The sequence below is a fragment of the Paenibacillus tianmuensis genome (assembly GCF_900100345.1).
GTDB classification, from domain to species: Bacteria; Bacillota; Bacilli; order Paenibacillales; family NBRC-103111; genus Paenibacillus_G; species Paenibacillus_G tianmuensis.
Map to the genome: position 1 here is coordinate 82899 of NZ_FMTT01000013.1, position 21461 is coordinate 104359.

Here is a 21461-nt window from a genome sequence, read left to right on the forward strand (position 1 = left end):
GGCTTAAACAAGAGGGCTTTCCGTTAGCGTACGGAGTCCGCTGCGAGAGTTTTATCCCGAACGATGTCTTGCAAGACGAGCCGGATCGCATGGACATTATGCTCAATATTGGCTGGTTCAAAAATGTCAAGGTGACCGCCAATCAGCGCGTACTCCACGACCTCTTCTGTCGTCGCCTCGTTCCAATCCTCGGCTCTGGCAGCTTCCATTTCCGTAATGAAAGCGTGCAGGTTGGCCCGAACCGCTCCGTCATTGATCAATTGACCGCTGTATGTGCCATATGCCAAAATTTTGCTCCTGGCCTTTTCCCAGTCGGCCCGATTGGCCAAAAAGGACGCGTTCCGTTCGGAGACGATTTCGAGCATGGCATCGACTCCCCGTTCCAGTTCTTCGCCGGAAAGTTTCTTCGTCCCATCCCGTCTATCGGCATCAAGCAACAAAATATCCGATACCGCATATCCCCTGCGCTCCATCGTCTTGGCGACCTGATAGGCTAAACTGCCGCCGAGCGAGTAGCCTAACAGCACATAAGGCGCTTCGCGCTGAACGCTCACAATCGCATCGACGTACCGGTTTAACAGCTCCTCCTCATCGCGCCACCCTTCGATGAAATCGAATGCGTAGACGACATATTGATCCTCCAGCATCCTGGCCATTTCGTTATACACAAGCCCGTAGCCTGCTGAGGGAGGGAAGCAGAAGACGTTCATCCGTCCCCGCTCGTTCAGCTTCATCGGCCCGTCGCCGTCATCCTGGACTTGCCCGGAAGAGAGCAGCGCCGCCATTTCTTCAATCGTCGGCGAGGCAATGACGGCACGCAGAGACAGCTCTGCCCCCATGACGGTGTTGACCTTTTCGGTCAACTGCATCGCTTTGATCGAATGACCGCCAAGCTCGAAGAAACGATTCCTCACTCCGATGCGCGGAGCTCCTAACACCTCTTGCCACAGCGCCGCCAGCTTCGCTTCAACCGGCGTTCGCGGCGCCACGTACTCCGCTAAAGCGTTCGCGGCATCTTCCGTAGAAGATGAATGCACGATCGCTCCTTGCAGCAGCTCAGCTTCCGTACCAACCAAGCCCGCCAGGCACTGCTCCTCTTCGGCGGGGGACAGCAGCTGAAGCTCCTGCACCCGAACGTCCGGATTCGCCGCGAGTTGTTTCAAGATCCGCATCCAGTGCCCTTGCAGGCGTTCCATCACTTCGCGTTCATATACCTGGGCGTTGTAATCGAATCGGATGCGCATGTCATTGCCCGGCTGCATGATGACAGTCAGATCATAGCTCGTCTGTCCCTCGGTCCGGAACCCGCTCATTTCCAGCCCTGCCGCCTTTGCCGCCGCTTCGGCCGCGACCGAAGACGGGCTATCGGTTTCGAATACGAGAATGTGGTTAATTAGCTGCTGTTTTGGAGCGCTAAGCGCTTGGATTTCATACAGCGGATGCATAGCGTGCTTTTCGGATGACAACGCCTGCTCCTGAACGCTTCGCATGACGTCTGCCACCGTTGCCCCGGCCCCGCTGCGGATACGGACCGGGATCGTATTGCTGCGCACCCCGATCATCGTTTCCATGCCCGGCACAAGCGCCGGTCTGACGGGCACGACGGTTCCAAATACAACGTCGTCCGTGCCGTTATAGGCTTGCAGCAGCAGTCCCCACGCCGTTTGGAGCAGCGTATTTACCGTCACCTGATGCTGCTTTGCCGTATTGCGCAGTTCCCGGGTCAGCCGTTTTCCCAAGCTGCTTGTTAGCCGCTCGGCCGCACACCCTGCCCCTTGCTGTCCTTGGGCCTGAACCCGCGGCGGCACGGCTTGATGGCGGTAGCCCGCCAAATAATGGCTCCAGTAAGCGGATGCCGCGGCAAGATCCTGCCCCTCCAGCCATTCGATATACCGCCTGTATGGCTTGACCGCGCCCAGTTCCGGCCGGGCTTGCTTCCGGTAGGCGGAGTACACCGCGAACACCTCTTCGATGATCCGCCCCGTATCCCGGCCATCCATCACGATCTGATGGAAGCTCCACAAGAAACGGTACGTTTCGTCGCCGGTTCGCAGAATCGACACGCGCAGCAACGCTTCTTCGCTTAGCTCGAAGCCGCGGAGCTTGTCTGTCTTCGTAAGCGCACGGATATGCGCCTCTTGCTCGCTTTCCTTCCACCCCCTCACGTCTTCATAAACAAAGCCGGCCGGTTTGTTGCGGTACACCACCTGCAAAGGTTGACCGTTCCATCCGCTATAGAAGTTCGTCCGCAGCGCGTCATGACGCTGCACCACGACGTCCAAACTTTGCTTGAACGCTCTGATGTCCAAGCTTCCGCACAAGGTAAACGCCGTTTGTTCGAAGTATGCTTCCGATTCCGGGTTCAGCAGTCGGTGGTACAGCATCCCTTGCTGCAAGGGCGTTAACGCGTACACGCTTTCGATCTCACCGATGCGCCGCAGCCGTTCCGTCACGGCAAGTCCTTTGAAAACGACGTCGCTTGGCGTCAACTCCGGCCTCTCTTTTGCCACGCAGTGCGCGATGATGTCCTGAAGGCTGGCATGTAGCAACCCAGCCAGCCGCTCCATCGTTTCCCGCCGGTACTGCTTGCCGCTGTAGCTGACCGTAAGCGCCAGTTCTCCGCCTGCGATACTGCCGCTAATATCCAGCGCATGGGACCTTTCGGTTTGCCCGCTAATCTCCGAGCCGCATGCAAAAGGCGATACTTGCAGCGCATTTTGAGTTAAATCTTGATCGAACTGGCCCAAATAGTTAAAGCTGATTTCCGGCTTTGCTGCGTAGCGGGCGTCCTCGGACGCTTCGGACAAGTATTTCAGTATGCCGTAGCCGATTCCTTTGTTCGGAATTTGTCGCAAGCTGTCTTTCACCCGTTTGATCCGGTAAGCGAGCGTATCGGAATCGCCCGGACCGCCGCCTGCTCCCATCTCCAGCACCACAGGATACTCGCTCGTAAACCAGCCGACGGTGCGCGCGATGTCGATATCCGGCAGGACGGCCTCTCTTCCGTGTCCTTCCAGACCGACCCATACCCGCTCGATTCCCGTCCAACGGTACACCGCCATGCCCAGCGCGGTCAGCAGCAGGTCGTTGATGTCAGTGTTGTAGGCATGGTGCGCCTGCTTCAGCAGCTGCTCCGTTTCCTCCCGCGTCCACTGCACCGTCACCGTTTTGCTGTCCCGCATGAGCCCGTATGCTTGCTCCTGCCCGGCTTGTTCAACATCTCGGGGGAGCGGCTTGCTTTCAGACTGTTCGAGCTGCTGCCAATACGCCCGCTCCGCCTCCAACGCCGGAATGTTCGCATAACCCGCGAGCTGCTCCGCCCACGTCTGGAACGCATCCGTCTTGTCCGGAAGCCGGATCGCCTGTCCGCTTACGGCTTGCTCGTAGCCGTAGGCCAAATCTTCAAGCAAAATGCGCCATGATACCCCGTCAACGACCAGATGGTGAATCGCGATCAGCAGATGGTCCCCATCCGCGCAGCGGAACAGCCCCAGCTTGATAAGCGGCCCCGTACTGAGCTCGATGCTACTCTGGATCTCATTCGCTTTTGCTTCAATCGCTTGCGCGACGTTGTCGGCTGCCTTCTGGAAGTCCATGACTTCTAAAGTGTACAGCTCGCCTTCGTCGATGCCGCGAATCCAGGCCGCATAACCGCCTTCCGTCTGTCGAAATACCGTGCGCAGCGCGTCATGATGCTCCGCCAGTTTCCGCACCGCCTTCCGAAGCGCCGCTTCATCGTAGCCTTGCTCCCGGTACAGCATAACGGCTTGGTTATAGTGGTGCGGCGCAGCATTGTTTTGCCGGAAAAACCATGCTTGAATCGGTGTCAGCTTCGCCCAGCCCTTCACTTCCCCTTGGTCCGCCATACGGGTAATCGGCTTGACATGCGCGCTCAGCTCCGCAATCGCAGGGTAAGCAAACAAATGTCTCATTTCCACCTTGTACCCGGCTTGATGCAGCTTCGCCGAAACTTGAATCGCTTTGATCGAGTCGCCTCCCAGCGCAAAGAAGCGATCATTCACGCCGACCTTCTCGATCCCGAGTACCGTCTGCCAGACGGAAGCCAGCGCTTGCTCCACGGCCGTGCATGGAGCGACATAGTCCGTGTCCGCAGCCATGCTTTCCTTCGGAGCAGGAAGCGCTTTGCGGTCTACCTTCCCGTTTGGCGTCAGCGGCAGCTGCGGAAGGGGCACGAAATAGGATGGAATCATGTACTCGGGCAGCGTTTGCGACAACGCCTTCCGTAGTTCGCCTATCGCCAGCTCGCGATCCGACACCACATACGCGCACAGCTGCTTTTGTCCGGTTTCGTCCTCCCGTGCGATGACAACTGCTTCCTGCACGGATTCCGTTTTCAGCAGCTGCACTTCCACCTCGCCCAGCTCGATCCGGTAGCCGCGGATTTTCACCTGATCGTCGAGCCGCCCCAAATATTCGATGTTGCCATCCGGCAGCCATCTCGCCGCATCGCCCGTCCGGTACATCCGCCTGCCCGGCTCGAACGGGTCATATACAAATTTCTCCGCGGTCAGCTCTGGACGGTTCAGGTACCCCCGCGCCACCCCGCGTCCGCCGATATACAACTCGCCCGGCACACCAGCCGGCTGTAGCGCCATGGCTGCGCTTAAAATATACATTCTCACGCCCGCGTATGGCTTGCCGATCGGCAAACTCCGGTATTCATACGGATATGGATGCGATCCGACGTCCTCCGTCTGCTGAACATAATAACTTGAATCGACGCACGCTTCCGTTACCCCGTAGCTGTTTACGATCCGCATCGATGCACCGAACCGGTCGTTTAATTGCTGAAAATCGCCTACCGGACATTGATCCGAGCCGACAATGAGCGTTTTCAGGAAGCCGATATCCCGCCCGTGCTCATACACGTCATTCATCAGCGGAATGACAAGCGCCGGGGTCGCATCGAACATCGTGACGCGGTGCTGCTGCAGCAGCCCGTAAATCGCCTCCGGGTCGTGCCGAGCGTAGCTTGGGCATACGATGAGCTGGCCGCCATTCAGCAGTGACCGCACGATATCGGCCGTAAACACGTCGAATGAAAAGCTTGCCCACTGCAATAGCCGTACCGGTTCCTCCCGCAGCCGATACTCCTGCTTCCATGCTTCGGACAAAGCGATGACCTGCCGGTGCTCGATCATCACGCCCTTCGGTTTCCCCGTCGTTCCCGACGTATAGATGACGTAGGCCAGATGATGCGGCTGCGCTGTGGGCACCAGGTTTGTTCCGTCGGCATCATAGGCTTCGGAAGCATCCAGAAACAACACTTTCTCCGCGGCATCCGCCGCACGTTCCTGCAAGCGGCGATGCGTTAGCAGCAGCTGTGCCCCCGAATCGTCCAGCATGTAGCGAACCCGCTCTTCGGGGTAGTCCGGATCGATCGGCACATAAGCGGCTCCCGCCTTCAAAATCCCGAACATCCCGATGGCCATCGCAAGCGAGCGCTCGGCCATGATGCCGACGGTCTGGTCCGGCTGCACCCCTTTGGCCCGCAAGGTGCGCGCAAGCCGATTCGCCTGCTCGTTCAGCTCGCGGTAAGTGAGCCGCTCGTCCTCGCAAATGACCGCCACTTGATCCGGCGTCCGCTCCGCCTCTTCCTCCAACAGCTGATGGATCGTCTTCTCCTGCCAGTCGCAAGATACGGAGCCGACTCCGCTATCGTCGGGTGGGCCCGTTAGCAGCGCCTTTTCCTCCGGCGTGACGATCTCGAAAGACGACAGCTTCGCCTCAGGAGCCGCCAAAATACCGTCGATGAGCTGCATGAAGTGACCGGCCATTCTCCGGACCGTATCCACGCTGTACAGCGAGCTAGCGTATTCGATGCTGCTCGTAAGCGTCCCTGCCTCATCTACCGTTATTTGGAAGCTAAGGTCGAACTTCGCCGTCTTCGACTCGATTTCATATGGCTTGAGTTCCAACCCATGTACGGTATGTTGTTCCGCCACCCCATGCTGCATGTCAAACATCGTGTCGAACAGCGCATGACGGCTCAAATCCCGCGTAACGCCTACTTTCTCGACCAGCGCTTCAAACGGGTAGTCCTGATGCTCGAACGCTTGGAGCGTCATGCCCTTGACTTCCTGCAAGTAATCCAGAAACGTCTTCTCCCCGACCGGATAGCCGCGCAGCGCCAGCGTCCCGACGAACATGCCGATCAGTCCGTCCACATCCGCATGCGTTCGACCCGCCACCGGGGTGCCCACCACGATATCTTCCTGCCCCGTGTATTTGTACAGCAGCGCCGTGTAAGCCGCCAGCAGCACCATATACAAGGTCGTGCCGGTTGCGCTCGCAAGCTGCCGCAGCGCGTCGCTTCGTTGCGAACCTAGCGCGAAGGGAACAAGCCCTCCCTCAAAGCGCTGCACGGCCGGACGCGCGTAATCCGTCGGCATATCCAGCACAGGGAGTTTGCCCTGGAACACATTCAGCCAGTACGCTTCCTGACTGCTCATTCGCTGCCCGGACAGCTCCGCCTGCTGCCACGTCGCGTAATCCTTGTATTGGATGCGCAGCGGCGGCAGCTTTTCCCCGCCGTATAACCGGCCGAACTCGCTTATTAAAATGCCCATCGACACGCCATCCGAGACGATATGATGCATATCGAACAGCAGCAGATAACGTTCCGGCTCCTGATTCACACCAGGCTTGTCCGGATCCAACCGAATCAAGCCCACCCGCAATAGCGGTGGCTGCCGCAAATCGAACTGCCGAACAAATTGGCGGATGCTATCCAGCGTATCCGTTTCCCCACCGTTGCTCTCGGCGTAGTCCACGGCAAACTCCACTTCGGATTCGGAGTACACCCGCTGGAACGGTTCGCCGTCTACCAGCTCAAAGCCAGTCCGCAGCGTCTCGTGACGCCGGATGAGCCCACGGAACGCCTCCTCGAACCGTTCCCGGTCCAGCGCGCCTTCAAGCAGCATTACCCCCGGCATGTTGTAGCTCGTTTCCCCGCCTTCGAACTGCTGCAAGACGTACAGCCGCTTCTGTGCCGAAGATACGGGATAATGCGACTGCACGGGGGCAACCGGTATGCCTGCAAATGTCTGCTGCCGGAGCCCTTCGATGACAGCCGCGAGCTGCTCCATGGTCGGGGCGGCGAACACGTCCTGCAGCGGCACATTTACATGCATTTCTTTTTGGATATGGGCCGCCAGCCTCATCGCTCGAAGCGAGTGACCGCCGAGCTCGAAGAAGTTATCCCTGATCCCGACGCTCGGCACCCCAAGCACCTCTTGCCACAGCTCCGCCAGCTTCGCTTCCACCGGCGTCCCCGGAGCAGCGTACTCTGCGCCTGTAGGCACGATACCCTCCGGCGCAGGCAGCGCTTGGCGGTCGATTTTGCCGTTCGGCGTCAGCGGCATCTCCTCGAGCTGAACAAAGAAAGCCGGCACCATATAGCCCGGAAGCTCCCGCGCCAGCTCGCTGCGCAGCGCCCCGGCCGCCTGCTCCCCATCAGCGGTAAAATAGGCGCACAAATACGTTTGCCCGGTTTCGTCCGTGCGTGCCAGAACGATCGCCTCTTGTACCGCTGCCACGTTCAGCAGCTGCGCTTCAATCTCGCCGAGCTCGATGCGATAGCCGCGAATTTTGACCTGATGATCGATCCGGCCCAAATATTCGATGCTGCCGTCCGGCAGCCAGCGGGCCAAATCGCCCGTCCGGTACATCCACTGTTCAGGGGCAAACGGAACCGGCATGAATTTGTCCGCCGTCAAGTCTGGGCGGTTCAGATAGCCTCTGGCCAGACCGATACCGCTGACACAAAGCTCTCCGGCCACGCCGATCGGAGCAAGCGCGTTATGCGCACTCAGAATGAAGACTTGATGATTCGGGATCGGCCGGCCGATGGGCACCGTCTTTTCCATCGGCGTATGGTCTGTATAAGCCCACGCGGTCGAGCAAATGGAGTCCTCGGTCGGGCCGTAGTTGTTAAAATAGCGAACGTGGTCCTTCCACTGCTGAACAAGCTCGCCGGAGGATGCGGAACCCGCCGTAATGAGCGTTTTCAATTCGGGCATATGCTCGGGATTCAAGTAAACGGCATAGGTCGGAGGCAAAGTCGCGACCGTTATCCCGTGATCGTGAACATATTGCTCAAACAGACGGTAATCCGCTATGACAGAAGCATCGGGCACATACAGCGCTGCTCCGGTCAATAAGCTCATAATCAACTCCGAGCACCAAGCATCGAACGAAAAGCTCGCAAACTGCACGATGCGATCCCGCTCGCTAATTTGCAAAGTGTGCTCGCAAAACAGCTTGAAGTTGCACACGCCTTGATGCTCAACCAGCACACCTTTCGGCTTGCCGGTCGTACCTGACGTATAGATGACATAAGCCAGCTGATGCGGATCGACAACCCCCCCGGGACTAGACCCGTCGCCGCTATAGCTCCGCTCGTCGTCCAGCAGAAGCAGCTCGCCGCCGTACGCCATGCGATCCCGCAAATGCGATTGCGTCAGCAGCAGCCGTACGCCGGAGTCGCCGAGCATGTAGCGGATGCGTTCCTCCGGGTATTCGGGATCGACCGGAACGTATGCGCCGCCCGCTTTCATCACGCCGAGTACGGCGGTAACCATGTCCAGCGACCGCTCGGTCATAATGGCAACTAGTTGCTCGGCCTCCATCCCTTTGGCCAAAAGCGTGCGCGCCAGCCGGTTCGCCCGCTCGTCCAGCTCCCGGTACGTAAGCTGCCGGTCTTCAAACACAACCGCAACCTGCTCCGGCGTCAGCGCCGCTTGCCGTTCGAACAAACCGTGGATCGTCATGTCCGCAGGGTATGGCAGCGCCGTTTCGTTGAACGTCTCCAAAATTTGCGTCCGCTCATGGACAGTAAGGATGTTCAAGGACGCAAGCCTCGCTTCGGGGGTCTGAATGATTTCTTCGATCAACTGAATAAAATGCTGCGCCATGCGCGAGATCGTTTCCCGTTTGAACAGACGGTCGCCATATTCGATGCTGAACGCAATGCCGCCCGCTTCCTCAGCAGCGGTAAAGGTCAAATCGAACTTCACGATAGGATGCTCGCTCTCGTGCGAACTTACGCGGAGCGATGTAAACCCGGGCGCGACTGTCTCCGTATTTTGCAAGACGAACATCGTATCGAACACCGGATTGCGGCTCATGTCCCGCTTCACGTTCAGTTTCTCCACCAGCGTTTCGAACGGGTAATCTTGATTCTCGTACGCTCGCAGCGCCAGCTCTTTCACTTCCTGCAAGTAGTCCAAGAACGTCTTCTCGCCCACCGGATAGCTTCGCAGCGCCAGTGTTCCTGCAAACATCCCGATCATCGGCTGCAGATCGGTATGCGGTCGGGCTGCGATCGGCGTTCCGACGATCATATCTTCCTGTCCGCTGTATTTGGACAGCAGCGTCGTATAGGCGGCGAGCAGCACCATAAACAAGGTAGCTCCCGCCTGCGAGCCGAGCCGCTTCAACCGGTCCGCCTGCCGCGAATCGATCGTGAAGGACAGCGTACCACCGGAAAAGCTGCGGGCAGGCGGTCTCGCATAATCGGTCGGCAACTCAAGAATCGGAAGCTCCCCGTCCAATTGCTCCAACCAATACGCTTCCTGCTTGCTCATCCGTTCACTGTCGCCATCCGCCTGCCGCCACACCGCATAATCCTTGTATTGAAGGCGCAGCGCCGGCAATTCGTTGCCCTCATACAGCTGCGCCAGCTCTTCCAGCAGGATGTTCATCGACACTCCGTCGGAAATCAGATGGTGCATATCAACCAGCAGTCGGTGCCGCTGCGGCGCTTCTTCCACCAAAGCCGCCCGCAGGAGCGGCGCTTTCCCCAGATCAAACGGCCGGATAAAACCGGCCATTGCCGCTGCGGCCTCCCCTTCTCCACTTACCCGGATGCGCTCCAGCGTAAAATCCGCCGTCTCCGCAATGCGCTGAACCGGCTCGCCGTCCGCATCCAGCTCAAAGGAGGTGCGCAGCGTGGCATGACGACGGAGCAGCCCGCGAAACGCCGCTTCAAGCCGCTCCGCATCCAACTCGCCTTCCATCAGCAGTTCGCCCGGCATATTGTAGCTAGTCGCGACTCCTTCCAGTTGGCTCAAAATGTACAACCGTTTTTGCGCCGAGGAAAGCGGATACGTGTCCTGCTGCCCGGCGACGGGAATGTCGGCATAAGGGCTAGGCTGTAATTGCTCAATCGCCTGCGCCATAAGCTCAAGCGTCGGATGCTGAAACATTTGCCGCAGCGACAGCGATACGTTCAGCACCAGGTGAATTTTCGCGCCCAGCGTGGTCGCCCGCAGCGAGTGGCCGCCGAGATCGAAAAAGTTGTCCTTGACGCCAACGGCGGCGGACAGGCCGAGCACTTCTTTCCACAGCTCCGACAGCTTCGCCTCTACCGGTGTACGCGGAGCGACGTAGTCGGCATCCGCAACAAGTCCGACCTCCGGCGCCGGCAGCGCTTTGCGGTCGACTTTGCCGTTGGGCGATAGCGGAAGCTCTGCCATGACAACGATAGCCGTCGGCACCATGTAGTCCGGCAGCTTGCGGCGCAGCTCGCTGCGCCATAGCGCTGGGAGCCCGGACGCCGCCCGCTCCTTGGCCCCCTCTTCCGGCACGGCATAAGCGACGAGCCGGATGTCCCCCGGCCTATCCTCCCGGGTCATCACGAACGCATCTTTGACGCCTGCGCATTCCCGCAGCGCCGCTTCAATTTCACCCGGCTCGATCCGGTAGCCCCGCAGCTTGACCTGATGGTCGATCCGACCCAAATACTCGATCGTTCCGTCTGGCAAATACCGCGCCAGATCCCCTGTGCGGTACAAGACCGGCGCCTGCTCGTCCCCGTACGGGTTCGCCACGAATTTGTCGGCCGTCAGCTCCGCGTCGCCGACATAGCCGCCGCCGACCTGCACCCCCGCGATGCACAGCTCACCCGGCAGCCCCATCGGCTGCAAGCCCAGCTCCCGGTTCAAAATATATACGCGCGTGCCGGCCACCGGGCGGCCGATCGGCACCGGCTTGCCGACCAGGGACGGCATATTCGTCAAACGGCCGTACACCGTCACATCCGTACACTCCGTCGGACCGTACGTATTGACCACCTCGGCCCGGCACGCTTCCGACGCCGTCCATGCCGTAAGGCGGTCGGCCGCAATCGGCTCTCCGCCGAGGAAGACGTGCCGCAGCGTCGCGAGCGGCCCATAGCCCGCCGACGCGGTAATGTCCAGCAGCGGATAAAACGCGCTCGGCGTCCCGTTCAAGAGCGTAACCCCATGCCGCTCGATCAGCGAAGCCACTTCGGCGGCATCATACGGACCGGACGGCAGCAGCACCAATTGGCCTCCGATGACGAGCGGGGCGAAAAAGTTCTTTTGCGTCAGGTCGAAGCTGGGCGATGAGATCATCAGCACCCGGTCCTCTTCCGTCATGCCAAATTCGCAGGTGTACCATTGAAGCAAATTTTCGAAGCCGGACCGGTAGACGCTTGCTCCTTTCGGCGTCCCGGTGGAACCGGAAGTAAAGATCACATACATCAAATGCCCGGCTCCCGCCTTGCTGTCCGGGTTATGCTCAGGCTCCGCTTCCAGTCTTGCCGTTCCGTCATCAAGACATACGACCGCCAAATCAGGCCGAACCGCGAGCCCTTCCGCCCAAGCCAGCTTCGTTACAAGCGCCTTCACCCCCGCGCGCTCCGTCATGTAGCCAAGCCGCTCCGGCGGCAGCGCTGGGTCCAACGGCACATAAGCGCCTCCGGCTTTCAGCACGGCGAGCAGCCCCGCTACCAGCTCCGGGCTGCGGTCCAAGCAGACGCCGACCAGCGTATCCGGCCCGACGCCGAGCGTTTGCAGCCGATGCGCCAACCGGTTGGCTTGGCGGTTCAGCTCCCCGTACGACATCGTCTGCCCGCCAAACACAAGCGCCGTCCGCTCCGGCGTCCGGGCCGCCTGCTGCTCAAACCGCTCGCAGATCGTCTTAGCCTCCGGATACAGCAGCGCCGTCTCGCCGGAAACGCGCTGAAGCTGCCGCTTTTCCGCTTCCGTCAGCATATCGATATCGGAGAGCCGCAGTTCTTGACAATTAATGACGCCCTCCAGCACGCGGACGTAATGCTCCGCCATCCGCCGGATCGTTTCCGGCTTGAACAGCTTCGTCGCATATTCCCAGGTGCAGGAAAGTCCTGCTTTGTCCGCCGTCACGCTTAAGGAGAAGTCAAATTTCGACACGCCGGGGTTGAACTCTTCCGATTCGAACGTCAGACCGCCGGCTTCGAGCGTGTGCACCGCTTCATTTTGCAGCATAAACATCGTGTCGAAAATCGGGTTGCGGCTCAAATCCCGCACGAATCCGAGCTTCTCCGTCAGCTCGTCAAACGGATAATCCTGATGCTCGAAGGCGAGCAGCTCCTGCCGCTTGACGTCCTGTAAAAATTCACCAAACGTTTGTTCTCGTTTCGGTCGATTCCGCATGGCGAGCGTACCGACGAACATCCCGATCACGGCTTCCGTGTCCGCATGTCTTCTGCCGGATACCGGCGTTCCGACGATGATATCGTCTTGTCCCGTATAGTTGGCGAGCAGGACACTGTACGCCGCCAGCAGCACCATATACAGCGTCGTTCCCGACTCCTGCGCCAGCTTGTACAGCGATGCCGTCAGCCCGGGGTCCAGCTTCAGAGAAAAGGTGTCTCCTTCAAAGCTTTGCAACTGCGGGCGCGGATAATCGGTCGGCATGTTCAGCACCGGAAGCTCGCCGGCAAGCTCGCTTAACCAATACGTTTCCTGCTGCTCAAAAGCGCCCTCGGCGATCCGGTTCTGCTGCCAGACGGCATAGTCTTTGTAATGCACGTTCCTTGGCGCCAACTGCCTTCCCTGATACGTTTGAAGCAGCTCGTCCAGCAGCACGGCCATCGAAAATCCGTCAGCCACGGCATGATGCATATCGACCAAAAGCGTAAAGCTGTCAGCTGCCAATTGCAGCAGCTTGGCGCGGAACAGCGGAGCCAGGCCGAGATCGAACGGTCGGACAAACCGCGCTCGCGCTTCATCCGCCTCTTCTTCGCTAATCCGTGTCACCTCGACGTTCAGCACAGCGTCCGGGCTAATTTTCTGAACGATCTCGCCCTCCTCCAGCGCAAAATAAGTGCGCAGCGACTCATGCCTCCCGAATACGTGCCGGAGCGCCTCGATCAAACGCGCCGTATCCAGCTCCCCTTCGATCTTAAGCTGCCCGGATATGTTATATGTCGTGCTGTCGCCTTGCTGCTGCAGCACGTACATGCGCTTTTGCGAAGACGACGCAGGGTACGCCTCCCGGCGATCCACCGGCACAATCGGCGTGTAGTCGCCCTTTTCCCCGCCCCGGATGTATTGGGCCAGCTCGTCTATCGTTTGAAGCTCGAACAAGTGAGCTAGCGGAATTTGTACATGGAATTCTTTATTCACTCTGGACAAAATCACCGTTGCTTTCAGGGAGTCGCCGCCTAGCTGGAAAAAGTTGTCGCGACGGCCCACGTTCGCCGCCCCAAGCACTTCCTTCCAGATGCGGACCAGCGTCTCCTCCGTAGCGTCTCCGCCGTGAACATCGGGGGCTGCGGTGAAGCCGCCTCCTTCCCCGGGCTCCGGCAGCTGCGACCAGTCCGGCTCTCCGCTTGGCATAAGCGGGAGGCTCGCCATCTTGACCACGTAGCGGGGCTGCGTGTAATCCGGGAGCGCTGCGCTCATCGCTTGCTTGAGCTCGGACTCCTCCCAAGGGTGCGATAGATCGGCAACGATGTATGCGGTCAAATCGGCAGTGGTGTCCGTATCTGCTTCGGAGCGAACGGTGAAGGCGCAAGTTTGAAGACCGAATGTACGACGTACGTGCTCCTCCAGCTGCTGGAGGTTGACTTGATGTCCGCGAAGCCGGACAAAACGGGACGTTTTCCCGACAGGCGTCAGCTTTCCGTCTTCCGCACAATGCACCCATTCCCCGGTGCGAAGAAAGGAGTCCCGGGAGTTCCGGGAATTCCCATTCTTAGGCCGCACGATATACAGCTCCCCCATCGTTTCTGACGGAACCGGCTGAAGGTATGTATCCAGCACGCAGGGATAGGTGCCTTCCGCATCGGCAAGGGCGGCCCACGCCGCCCATTTTTGCGCGATTTCTCCGGCGCTCAGTAAGGCAAGCCCAGAGAGGCGCAGCGTCTGCTCCTGCCCGATCGCAAGCAGCAAATGCACATAGTACCGCGCCCATATCCGGATCGTTTCGGCCGGGAACAAATCGGCGCTGTAATCGAAATTGAGCCGCAGCTCGCTTCCGATCTCGATCGCATTCAGGAAAAGCTCGTATTTGCTGTACGAAATCGGGTTCGGCAGCAGCTCCGCATCCAATCCGTGGAAGCGGAGCCTCGGCAGACGGTCCATATTGAAGACGGTCGTGATCGCCGGCAAATGCCCGAGTCCCCTTTCCGCCAAGGCGGCAAAGCTGTAGGGCTGAAACGGTTCGATCTCGTTCATTCCGTTCTTGACCGCTTGCGCATATTCGGCAAACGTAAGCTCCGGCTTGACCTCGCTCGCTACCGGCAGCAGATTGACGCAGTTGCCGATGAGCGAGAAAGCCTCCATCTGCGCTTGTCCGGCCGTCGGTATGCCTACCGTGATCTGCCGCAGCCCGGTCAGCCGGTGCAAAAACAGCTGGAACGCGGACAGCAGCGTCACGAACAAGCTGCTGCCCTGCCGCATGCTGGCCGCTTTCAACTCCTTCGCAAGCCGGCTGTCCAGCATAACCGTATGCCGGCCTCCGCGGGAGGTCGGCACCGACGTTCCCCGCCGGAGCGACGGCAGCTCCAGCACCGGAAGCCGTCTGTCGGACAAAGCCGCCCAGTACGCTGCGGCTTCCCGGCTTTCCGGCTGCTCAAGCTTATGCCGCTGCCAAGCGGCATAGTCCCGGAAAGCGGCCGGGGCAGGGAGCGCCCAGCTCTCCTGTCGTACGAGCGCGGAGTAAATGCGCTCCAGCTCTTGGATGAACACGCCCATGGACCAGCCGTCGGCGATTAAATGATGAAAAGTAAACAGCGCGACATACTCGTCCCCGGATTTTTTCAGTAGACCGATGCGGAACAACGGCTCGCCCGCCGACATGCCGAACGGCGCTTCCGCATTCCGGTCCAGCCATTCACGATGGCGCTGCTCTTGCACATCCGCAGCGCAGTCGCTCACATCGAGCAGTGGAATGCGAATCGTCAGCTCGGGTGCGACAGCCTGTGTCTCCCCGTCTCCGCTCATATGGGTGCGCAGCGCTTCGTGCCGCCGGACGACGGCGTTGACCGCTTCGCTCCACGCATCGATGCGCAGAGGCCCGCGCAGCCGAAGCAGCGCGGTCTCGTGCAGCGATTGCGCTTCGCTCCGGCCGGACATCGAAGCGAACCACAGCTGCTTTTGCTCCGGCGTCAAGGAAATGACCGCATCAGGCCCTTTATCCCGCGATTCCGGTGCAGGCAAGGATCGCTTCCCCGGATCGCTGCCGTCCGGAGGCACATCCGGCAAGAAGCCGCCGTCGCGCAGCTCCCGGATGCTGTCTTTCACCGCCTGTACGATCCGCCGGATATCCGCTTCCGAGTGGGCCGTCGACAGGAAGCAGTTGCGGCCCTCCCAAATATAGACCCCTTTATCGAGCATATGGTAGAAGAACAGCTCCAAATCGCCTTTGAGCACGAAGCGGAACAAAGAACCGAAGTGAACCACTTTCATTGGTACGTTGCCTTGGACGAAATAGTCGTTCAGCTCCGCCGCCAAGGCTGCCGTTCTGGCATTCAACTCGGCCTGCAGCTTCCCTCCACTTTGCTCAAGCTTCTCCAGCACGGCCAGAGCCGCCGCCAGCGCCAACGGATGATGGCAGAAGGTGCCGGCAACGAACGTCCGGCGCTGCTCCTGCTGCGGATACGAATCGTCGCCGAAGCGCCAGAAGCCGCCGTCGATCCCGTCTATAAATGCCGCCTTCCCACCTACGATGCCGATCGGCATGCCGCCTCCGATGACTTTGCCGTAGGTCACAAGATCGGCCTGGATACCGAACCACGCCTGTGCGCCTCCGGGATGCACGCGGAAGCCCGTAATCACCTCGTCGAAAATAAACGCGGTGCCCGATTGCGCCGTAATCCGGCGGATCTCCGCCAGAAACGCCTGCGGCTGGAAGTCGGGCCGCCGGCTTTGCACCGGTTCCACGAGCACGGCTGCTAGCTCATGCGCATGCGCGCGAAGATAAGCCAGCGCCTCTTCCGTGCCGTAATTCAGCACGACCACATCGTCGACCATATGCTGCAGGATGCCCGGCGCCAAAGGCACGGAGTGCTCTTGATCCGCTCCGGAGCTGCCGAGCGCCAGCACGCCGTCGAACGTGCCGTGATACGATCCGGCAAAAAGCACGACCTTCGCCCGTCCGGTTGCCGCCCGGGCCAGACGCAGCGCCACCATCACGGCCTCCGTGCCGGTGTTGAACAACGCGATGCGCTCGACACCCGTCATTTTGCTTATGCTTTCGGCTACCTGTCCGGCCAGATTGGACATCGGACCGACGCACATGCCGTTTTGCAGCCCGGCTTCAATGCTCTCCCGGATGAAATCCGGGTTGTGTCCGAACAAATTGACACCGAAGCCCATGGTCAGATCGATATATTCGTTGCCGTCCAGATCCCAGATTTTGGAGCCTTCGGCGCGTTCCGCCACGATCTGGTACACCATTTCCTTCAACACCGGCCGGAAACCCGCCACATTGCGGTTGTTTGCATAGACGGGGCGGTATTGCTGCGTGTATTCCTTCGTCCGGCGGGTGCGGGCCGTATACCGTTCGATCAAATCGCGCAGATGCTGCTCTTGCCGGAACGGCAGCGATTCGCGCACCTTCACGTCAATCGTCTTGAAGGGCGTGAACGGCTTCGCCTCGGCGCTGTCCGGATGGCGGACAGCGGTAACGCTTGATGCGGCCGCCACTTCCCTGCTCGCATCGGCATAAACGAAGCTGTCCGGCCGGGCAGCGGAGATAGGCTCGGGCGCAGGCTGCCGGTTCAGGACGGCCGGTACCGGAGCCGGATACTGCCGCAGCACGTCGAGCTGTTGGGACATCAGGCGGAGCTGCTGCTCCATGATGCGTTCCGCCCCGGTAGAGGCGACGCTACCCGGAAGCGGCAAATACGATTCCGCTGCGACCGCAGGAGCCTCCACGTAGTAGCCGGGCGCAGGTGCGGGTACTACCGGCAAAATCGGAATCTGGCTTGACGGTTGAGCTGCCAGAACCGGCACATTCCCCTCCTCCTGGACTTGCGGGGCAAGAGGCTGTGTCGGCGCCGTATGCTGCGCGATGTAATCCGTCAGCAGCTCCAGATTCGTTAACGATTCGAAGAAGCTGCTCATCGGAATATCCAGTCCGAACGTATCTTTAATGCCGTGCCGCACCTGAGTTAAGATGATCGAATCCAGTCCGAGCTCCAGAAAGTGCGTTTGCGGTTGAAGCTCGTCCATGTCAAGCTGCGATACGTTACGGATCATCTGCATCAGGGAACTTGCGACCGTTTGCCGATGGAGATCGGAAACGGCCCCTGGGCCGGAATGGTCGTACATCAATTGAACACGCTCCTCTGCTATCTCAGCTATCGCTGCCAAGGCTGTCGTCTTGACGCTGCGTTCAGGCCGTACCGCCGGCACATCGATCCAGCATCTTTTCCGTTCGAACGGGTACGTAGGCAGCGCCACTTTCGGATAACGCCGATCCGCATACACCGAGCTCCAGTCGATCTTGGCTCCCTGTACATAATGCAAGGCGGTTTGCGTCACTCCCTCCTCCGTATCCAGACGCAGGGGCACCGCGTCCCTTTCCACGGACGGATTCGCAACCGTTCCACCGGCTCCGCTCCGATATACGCCTTCCTCCGCCAAGCCTTCGTTATGCAGCCGAATCACTTTCGCCCGCAGCTCGGAGGCTCCGGCAGCGGTCACCGCAATCCGGTGCGTCAAGTGGCTCCGCCCCGTATTCGCCGTAAAGCAAACGCTGCGCATATCCAGCTCCGGCCGGCGTTCGAACAGCTCCGCATACTGCTCGATCATTGTCCGCAGCGCGGTTTCGCTGCGCGCCGACAAGGTTAACAGCAGCGGCCCGCTTTCGGGTGAATTCGGCAGAACCGGCGCCGTATCGTCAGGAACATACTCTTCCAGTACCATATGGCAGTTCGTCCCGCTGAATCCGAACGAGCTGATGCCGCATCTTCTCGGAATCCCGTTCGGCTGCCAGTCTGTCAGTTCCGTGACGGGGTAAACCGGCGATTCCTCAAAGCTGATCTTGCTATTCGGCTGACGGAAATGCACCAAAGGGGCAATTTGCCGATGCCGAAGCGACAGCACCGCTTTGATCAAACCGGCGATCCCCGCTGCTTCGTACAGATGCCCGATGTTCGTTTTCACCGTGCTGATGGCGCAAAACTGCTTGCGCTGTGTTTGTTTGCGGAACGCTTTCATCATGCCGTCGATTTCGACGGGATCGCCCAGCTTCGTCCCTGTCCCGTGCGCTTCGATGTAAGTGATCGTTTCCGGATCGATGCGCGCGCTGCGCCAAGCCTGCGCGATCACTTCCGCTTGCGACGAGGCGTTCGGAGCGGAGATGCCGACCGTGCTTCCGTCCTGATTGATCGCGGTCCCTTTAATCACGGCAAGAATGTTGTCCCCGTCCTGCACGGCTTTGCGCAGAGGCTTCAGGAGCACGGCCCCGACCCCCTCACCCCAGCCCGTTCCGTCCGAATTGTCATCGAACGCTCTGGCCCGGTCGTCGGAAGATTCCATGCCGATGCCCGCCTTGTGCGGCAGCAGAATGGTCTTGACGCCGCCCGCGAGCGCCATCTCGCAATCCCCGCCGAGAATCGCCTGGCAGGCGAGATGCACCGCGACGAGCGAAGACGAGCAAGCGGTGTCGACCGTGACCGCAGGCCCTTTCAAATCAAGCAGATAAGCGATGCGGCTCGAAATGATCGACGGCAGGTTGCCGAGCACAAAATGAGGCAGCGTTTCCGGCGCGACTTCCGTCAACAAGCGCTCGTATTCGAAGCTCGTTTTGGAAAATCCGACGTATACGCCGACTTTTTTGCCGGACAGCGGGGTTCCGCCATATCCCGCGTCTTCGAGAGCGCTCCACGCCGTCTGGAGAAAAAGACGCTGGTTCGGGTCCATCAGCGAAGCTTCGCGTGGCGTCAGCCGGAAGAACGAGTAGTCGAACGTATCGATCTCGTCTAAATAACCGCCTTCCACGGATTGAAGATTCCGGTCCCCGGTATACAGATGGGCCATATAGGACGCGGCATCCTTCATTCTTTTTTCGTTAAAGGGCCTTATACAATCTTTGCCTTCCGCCAGATTCGCCCAGAACTGCTCCAGCGTATCCGCTTGGGGAAACTTGCCCGCCATGCCGATGATCGCAATATCGCGGTCCGCCGGGCTGGCCGCATCGGGGTCATGCTCCGCAGACGCTTCCTGCTCTCCTTCGGCGATATAAGCGGCCAGCTTCGCGATGGTGGGATACGAAAAGAAGTCGGTCACCGCAATGTTCACGCCGAGCTGGCTTTCCAGCTGCTCCGCCATTTGCGTCAGCTGCAACGAATTCGCGCCGAGATCAAAGTAGCTTTCGTCGGTGCCGATGGCATCGGTCTGCAAAATTTGCTTGCAGATGTCCAGCAGCTTTCGCTCCGCTTCGTTCTGCGGGATAGCGACGGGCCTGGCCTCTTTCTCCTTCCGCAGCAGCTCTGCCAGCTGCTCCGAGACTGCTTGAAACTGCCCGGCTTCATACTCCTGCGCTAGCTTGAAACGCTGCACCTTGCCGCTCGTCGTTTTGGGGATACGCCGGATCGGCACGATATCGTGAAGCTCCCAGCCGCCCCGATAATTCAAGTGCTTCCTTAGCCTTTGGGCGACCGGAACGAAATCCTCGACCTTCTTCGTATGCATAACGAAGACGACAATGCGGTCCTGTCCTACCCCGGCGTCATGAACGCCGCACACCGCCACCTTGCCAAGCTCCACGCCGTCGACTTCCTCGGCGACCCGCTCGATATCGTGAGGATAAACGTTCTGGCCGTTCACGAAAATAATATCCTTCGCCCGTCCGGTGATGACCAGCCGCCCGCTGCGCATAAAGCCCAGATCGCCGGTCCTGAGCCAGCCGTCCGCCGTCTTCACTTTGGCCGTCGCTTGCGGGTTGTTGTAATAGCCGGAAGTCACATTTTTTCCGATGATTTGAATGTGTCCGATGACATTGTCGGCCAGTACCGCGTCGTCATCGTCGCAGATGCGGATATGGCAGCTTGCGAGCGGATAACCGACATCGACGAAGGTTACGCAGCGATTGTCGGAAGGCTCGACGGGCACGACCGCCTTGCCGATATTCAACTGCTCCCGATTCAAGTACATTGGCAAATACATTTCTTCGAGCGGTGGATGGGAAACGCCGACGCAGGCTTCCGCCATCCCATAGACGCACAGCATCGCCGATCTCCGGAGTCCGTGCTGCTCCATAGCATCAAGGAATTGATCGCAAACTTCGGTAGAAATCGGCTCGGCGCCGTTGTAAACGATGCGGATATACGACAAGTCCCAGTCTACGGCCGTCTCCGGTTTATATTGAGCCAGGAAAAATTTATAGCCGAAGTTCGGAGAGCAGATCTGGGTCACCCGGTGCTCGGACGCCTTTTTCAACCATAAGGTCGGACGCCGGATAAACAGCGCCGTCGGCATAATGAACTGGTTGGCATTGGCGATGACGCAAGTCAAGTGAAAAGCGATCAAGCCTAAATCATGCGTCAGAGGCATCCAGCCGAGGTAGCTGTCCTGCTCGTCCATGCGCGCCCCCGATGCGCCATCGCGAATATTGTGGACCAGATTTTCATGCGTCAGCATAACCCCTTTCGGGTCGCCCGTCGACCCGGAGGAGAACTGGATGAAGGCAAGCTGCTCCGCTTTGAGCGGCATTATATCCCCTCTATTCCGAGAGGAATAATTAAGTTTATCCGTAAATAAAACCGCTTGCTTCATCTCTTCGAACACATTTTGCAGTTCGTTTTGCCCGGCGTATTTCTCCAGATAGTCCAACGCTTTGGCATCGCTTATCAGATAAGGACGATTCAGCGTCCTCCAAATTTTGAACAGCTTGATTTTGTGCTCGTCGTTACTGCCTACCGTGACGGGCACCGGTACGATGCCTCCAAGCAGGCAGCCCCAGAACACCGACAAAAATGTGCGGTTATCGTCAATCTGCATCAGCAATTCATCCCCGGGTTTCATGCCGCTGCTCTGCAGCTCATACAGCACGATTAGCGCCCGGTCGAGCAAGGTTCCGTAAGACTCGTACTCTTCCTGCCGGTCTCCGGAAATATAAGTGATGCCTCTTGTTGCCAGCCTGCTTCGGTCTTGCAGGACATTGACTAACGTTTGAAACTGATTCATCATATCCCTCCG

Annotated in this window: 1 protein-coding gene; it reads right to left on the reverse strand. The window is 59.2% G+C overall.

Features of this window, described 5'->3' with window-relative positions; translation table 11 throughout:
• Positions 1-23 precede the first annotated feature (23 nt).
• A complete protein-coding gene (locus BLO51_RS11075; protein WP_167670181.1) occupies positions 24-21449 on the reverse strand; it encodes a non-ribosomal peptide synthetase in 21426 nt (7141 codons plus the stop codon).
• Positions 21450-21461 lie beyond the last annotated feature (12 nt).

Excerpts from the sequence above, each read along its gene's own strand:
- BLO51_RS11075 (WP_167670181.1), bottom strand. The coding sequence starts at position 21,449 with ATGAATCAGTTTCAAACGTTAGTCAATGTCCTGCAAGACCGAAGCAGG.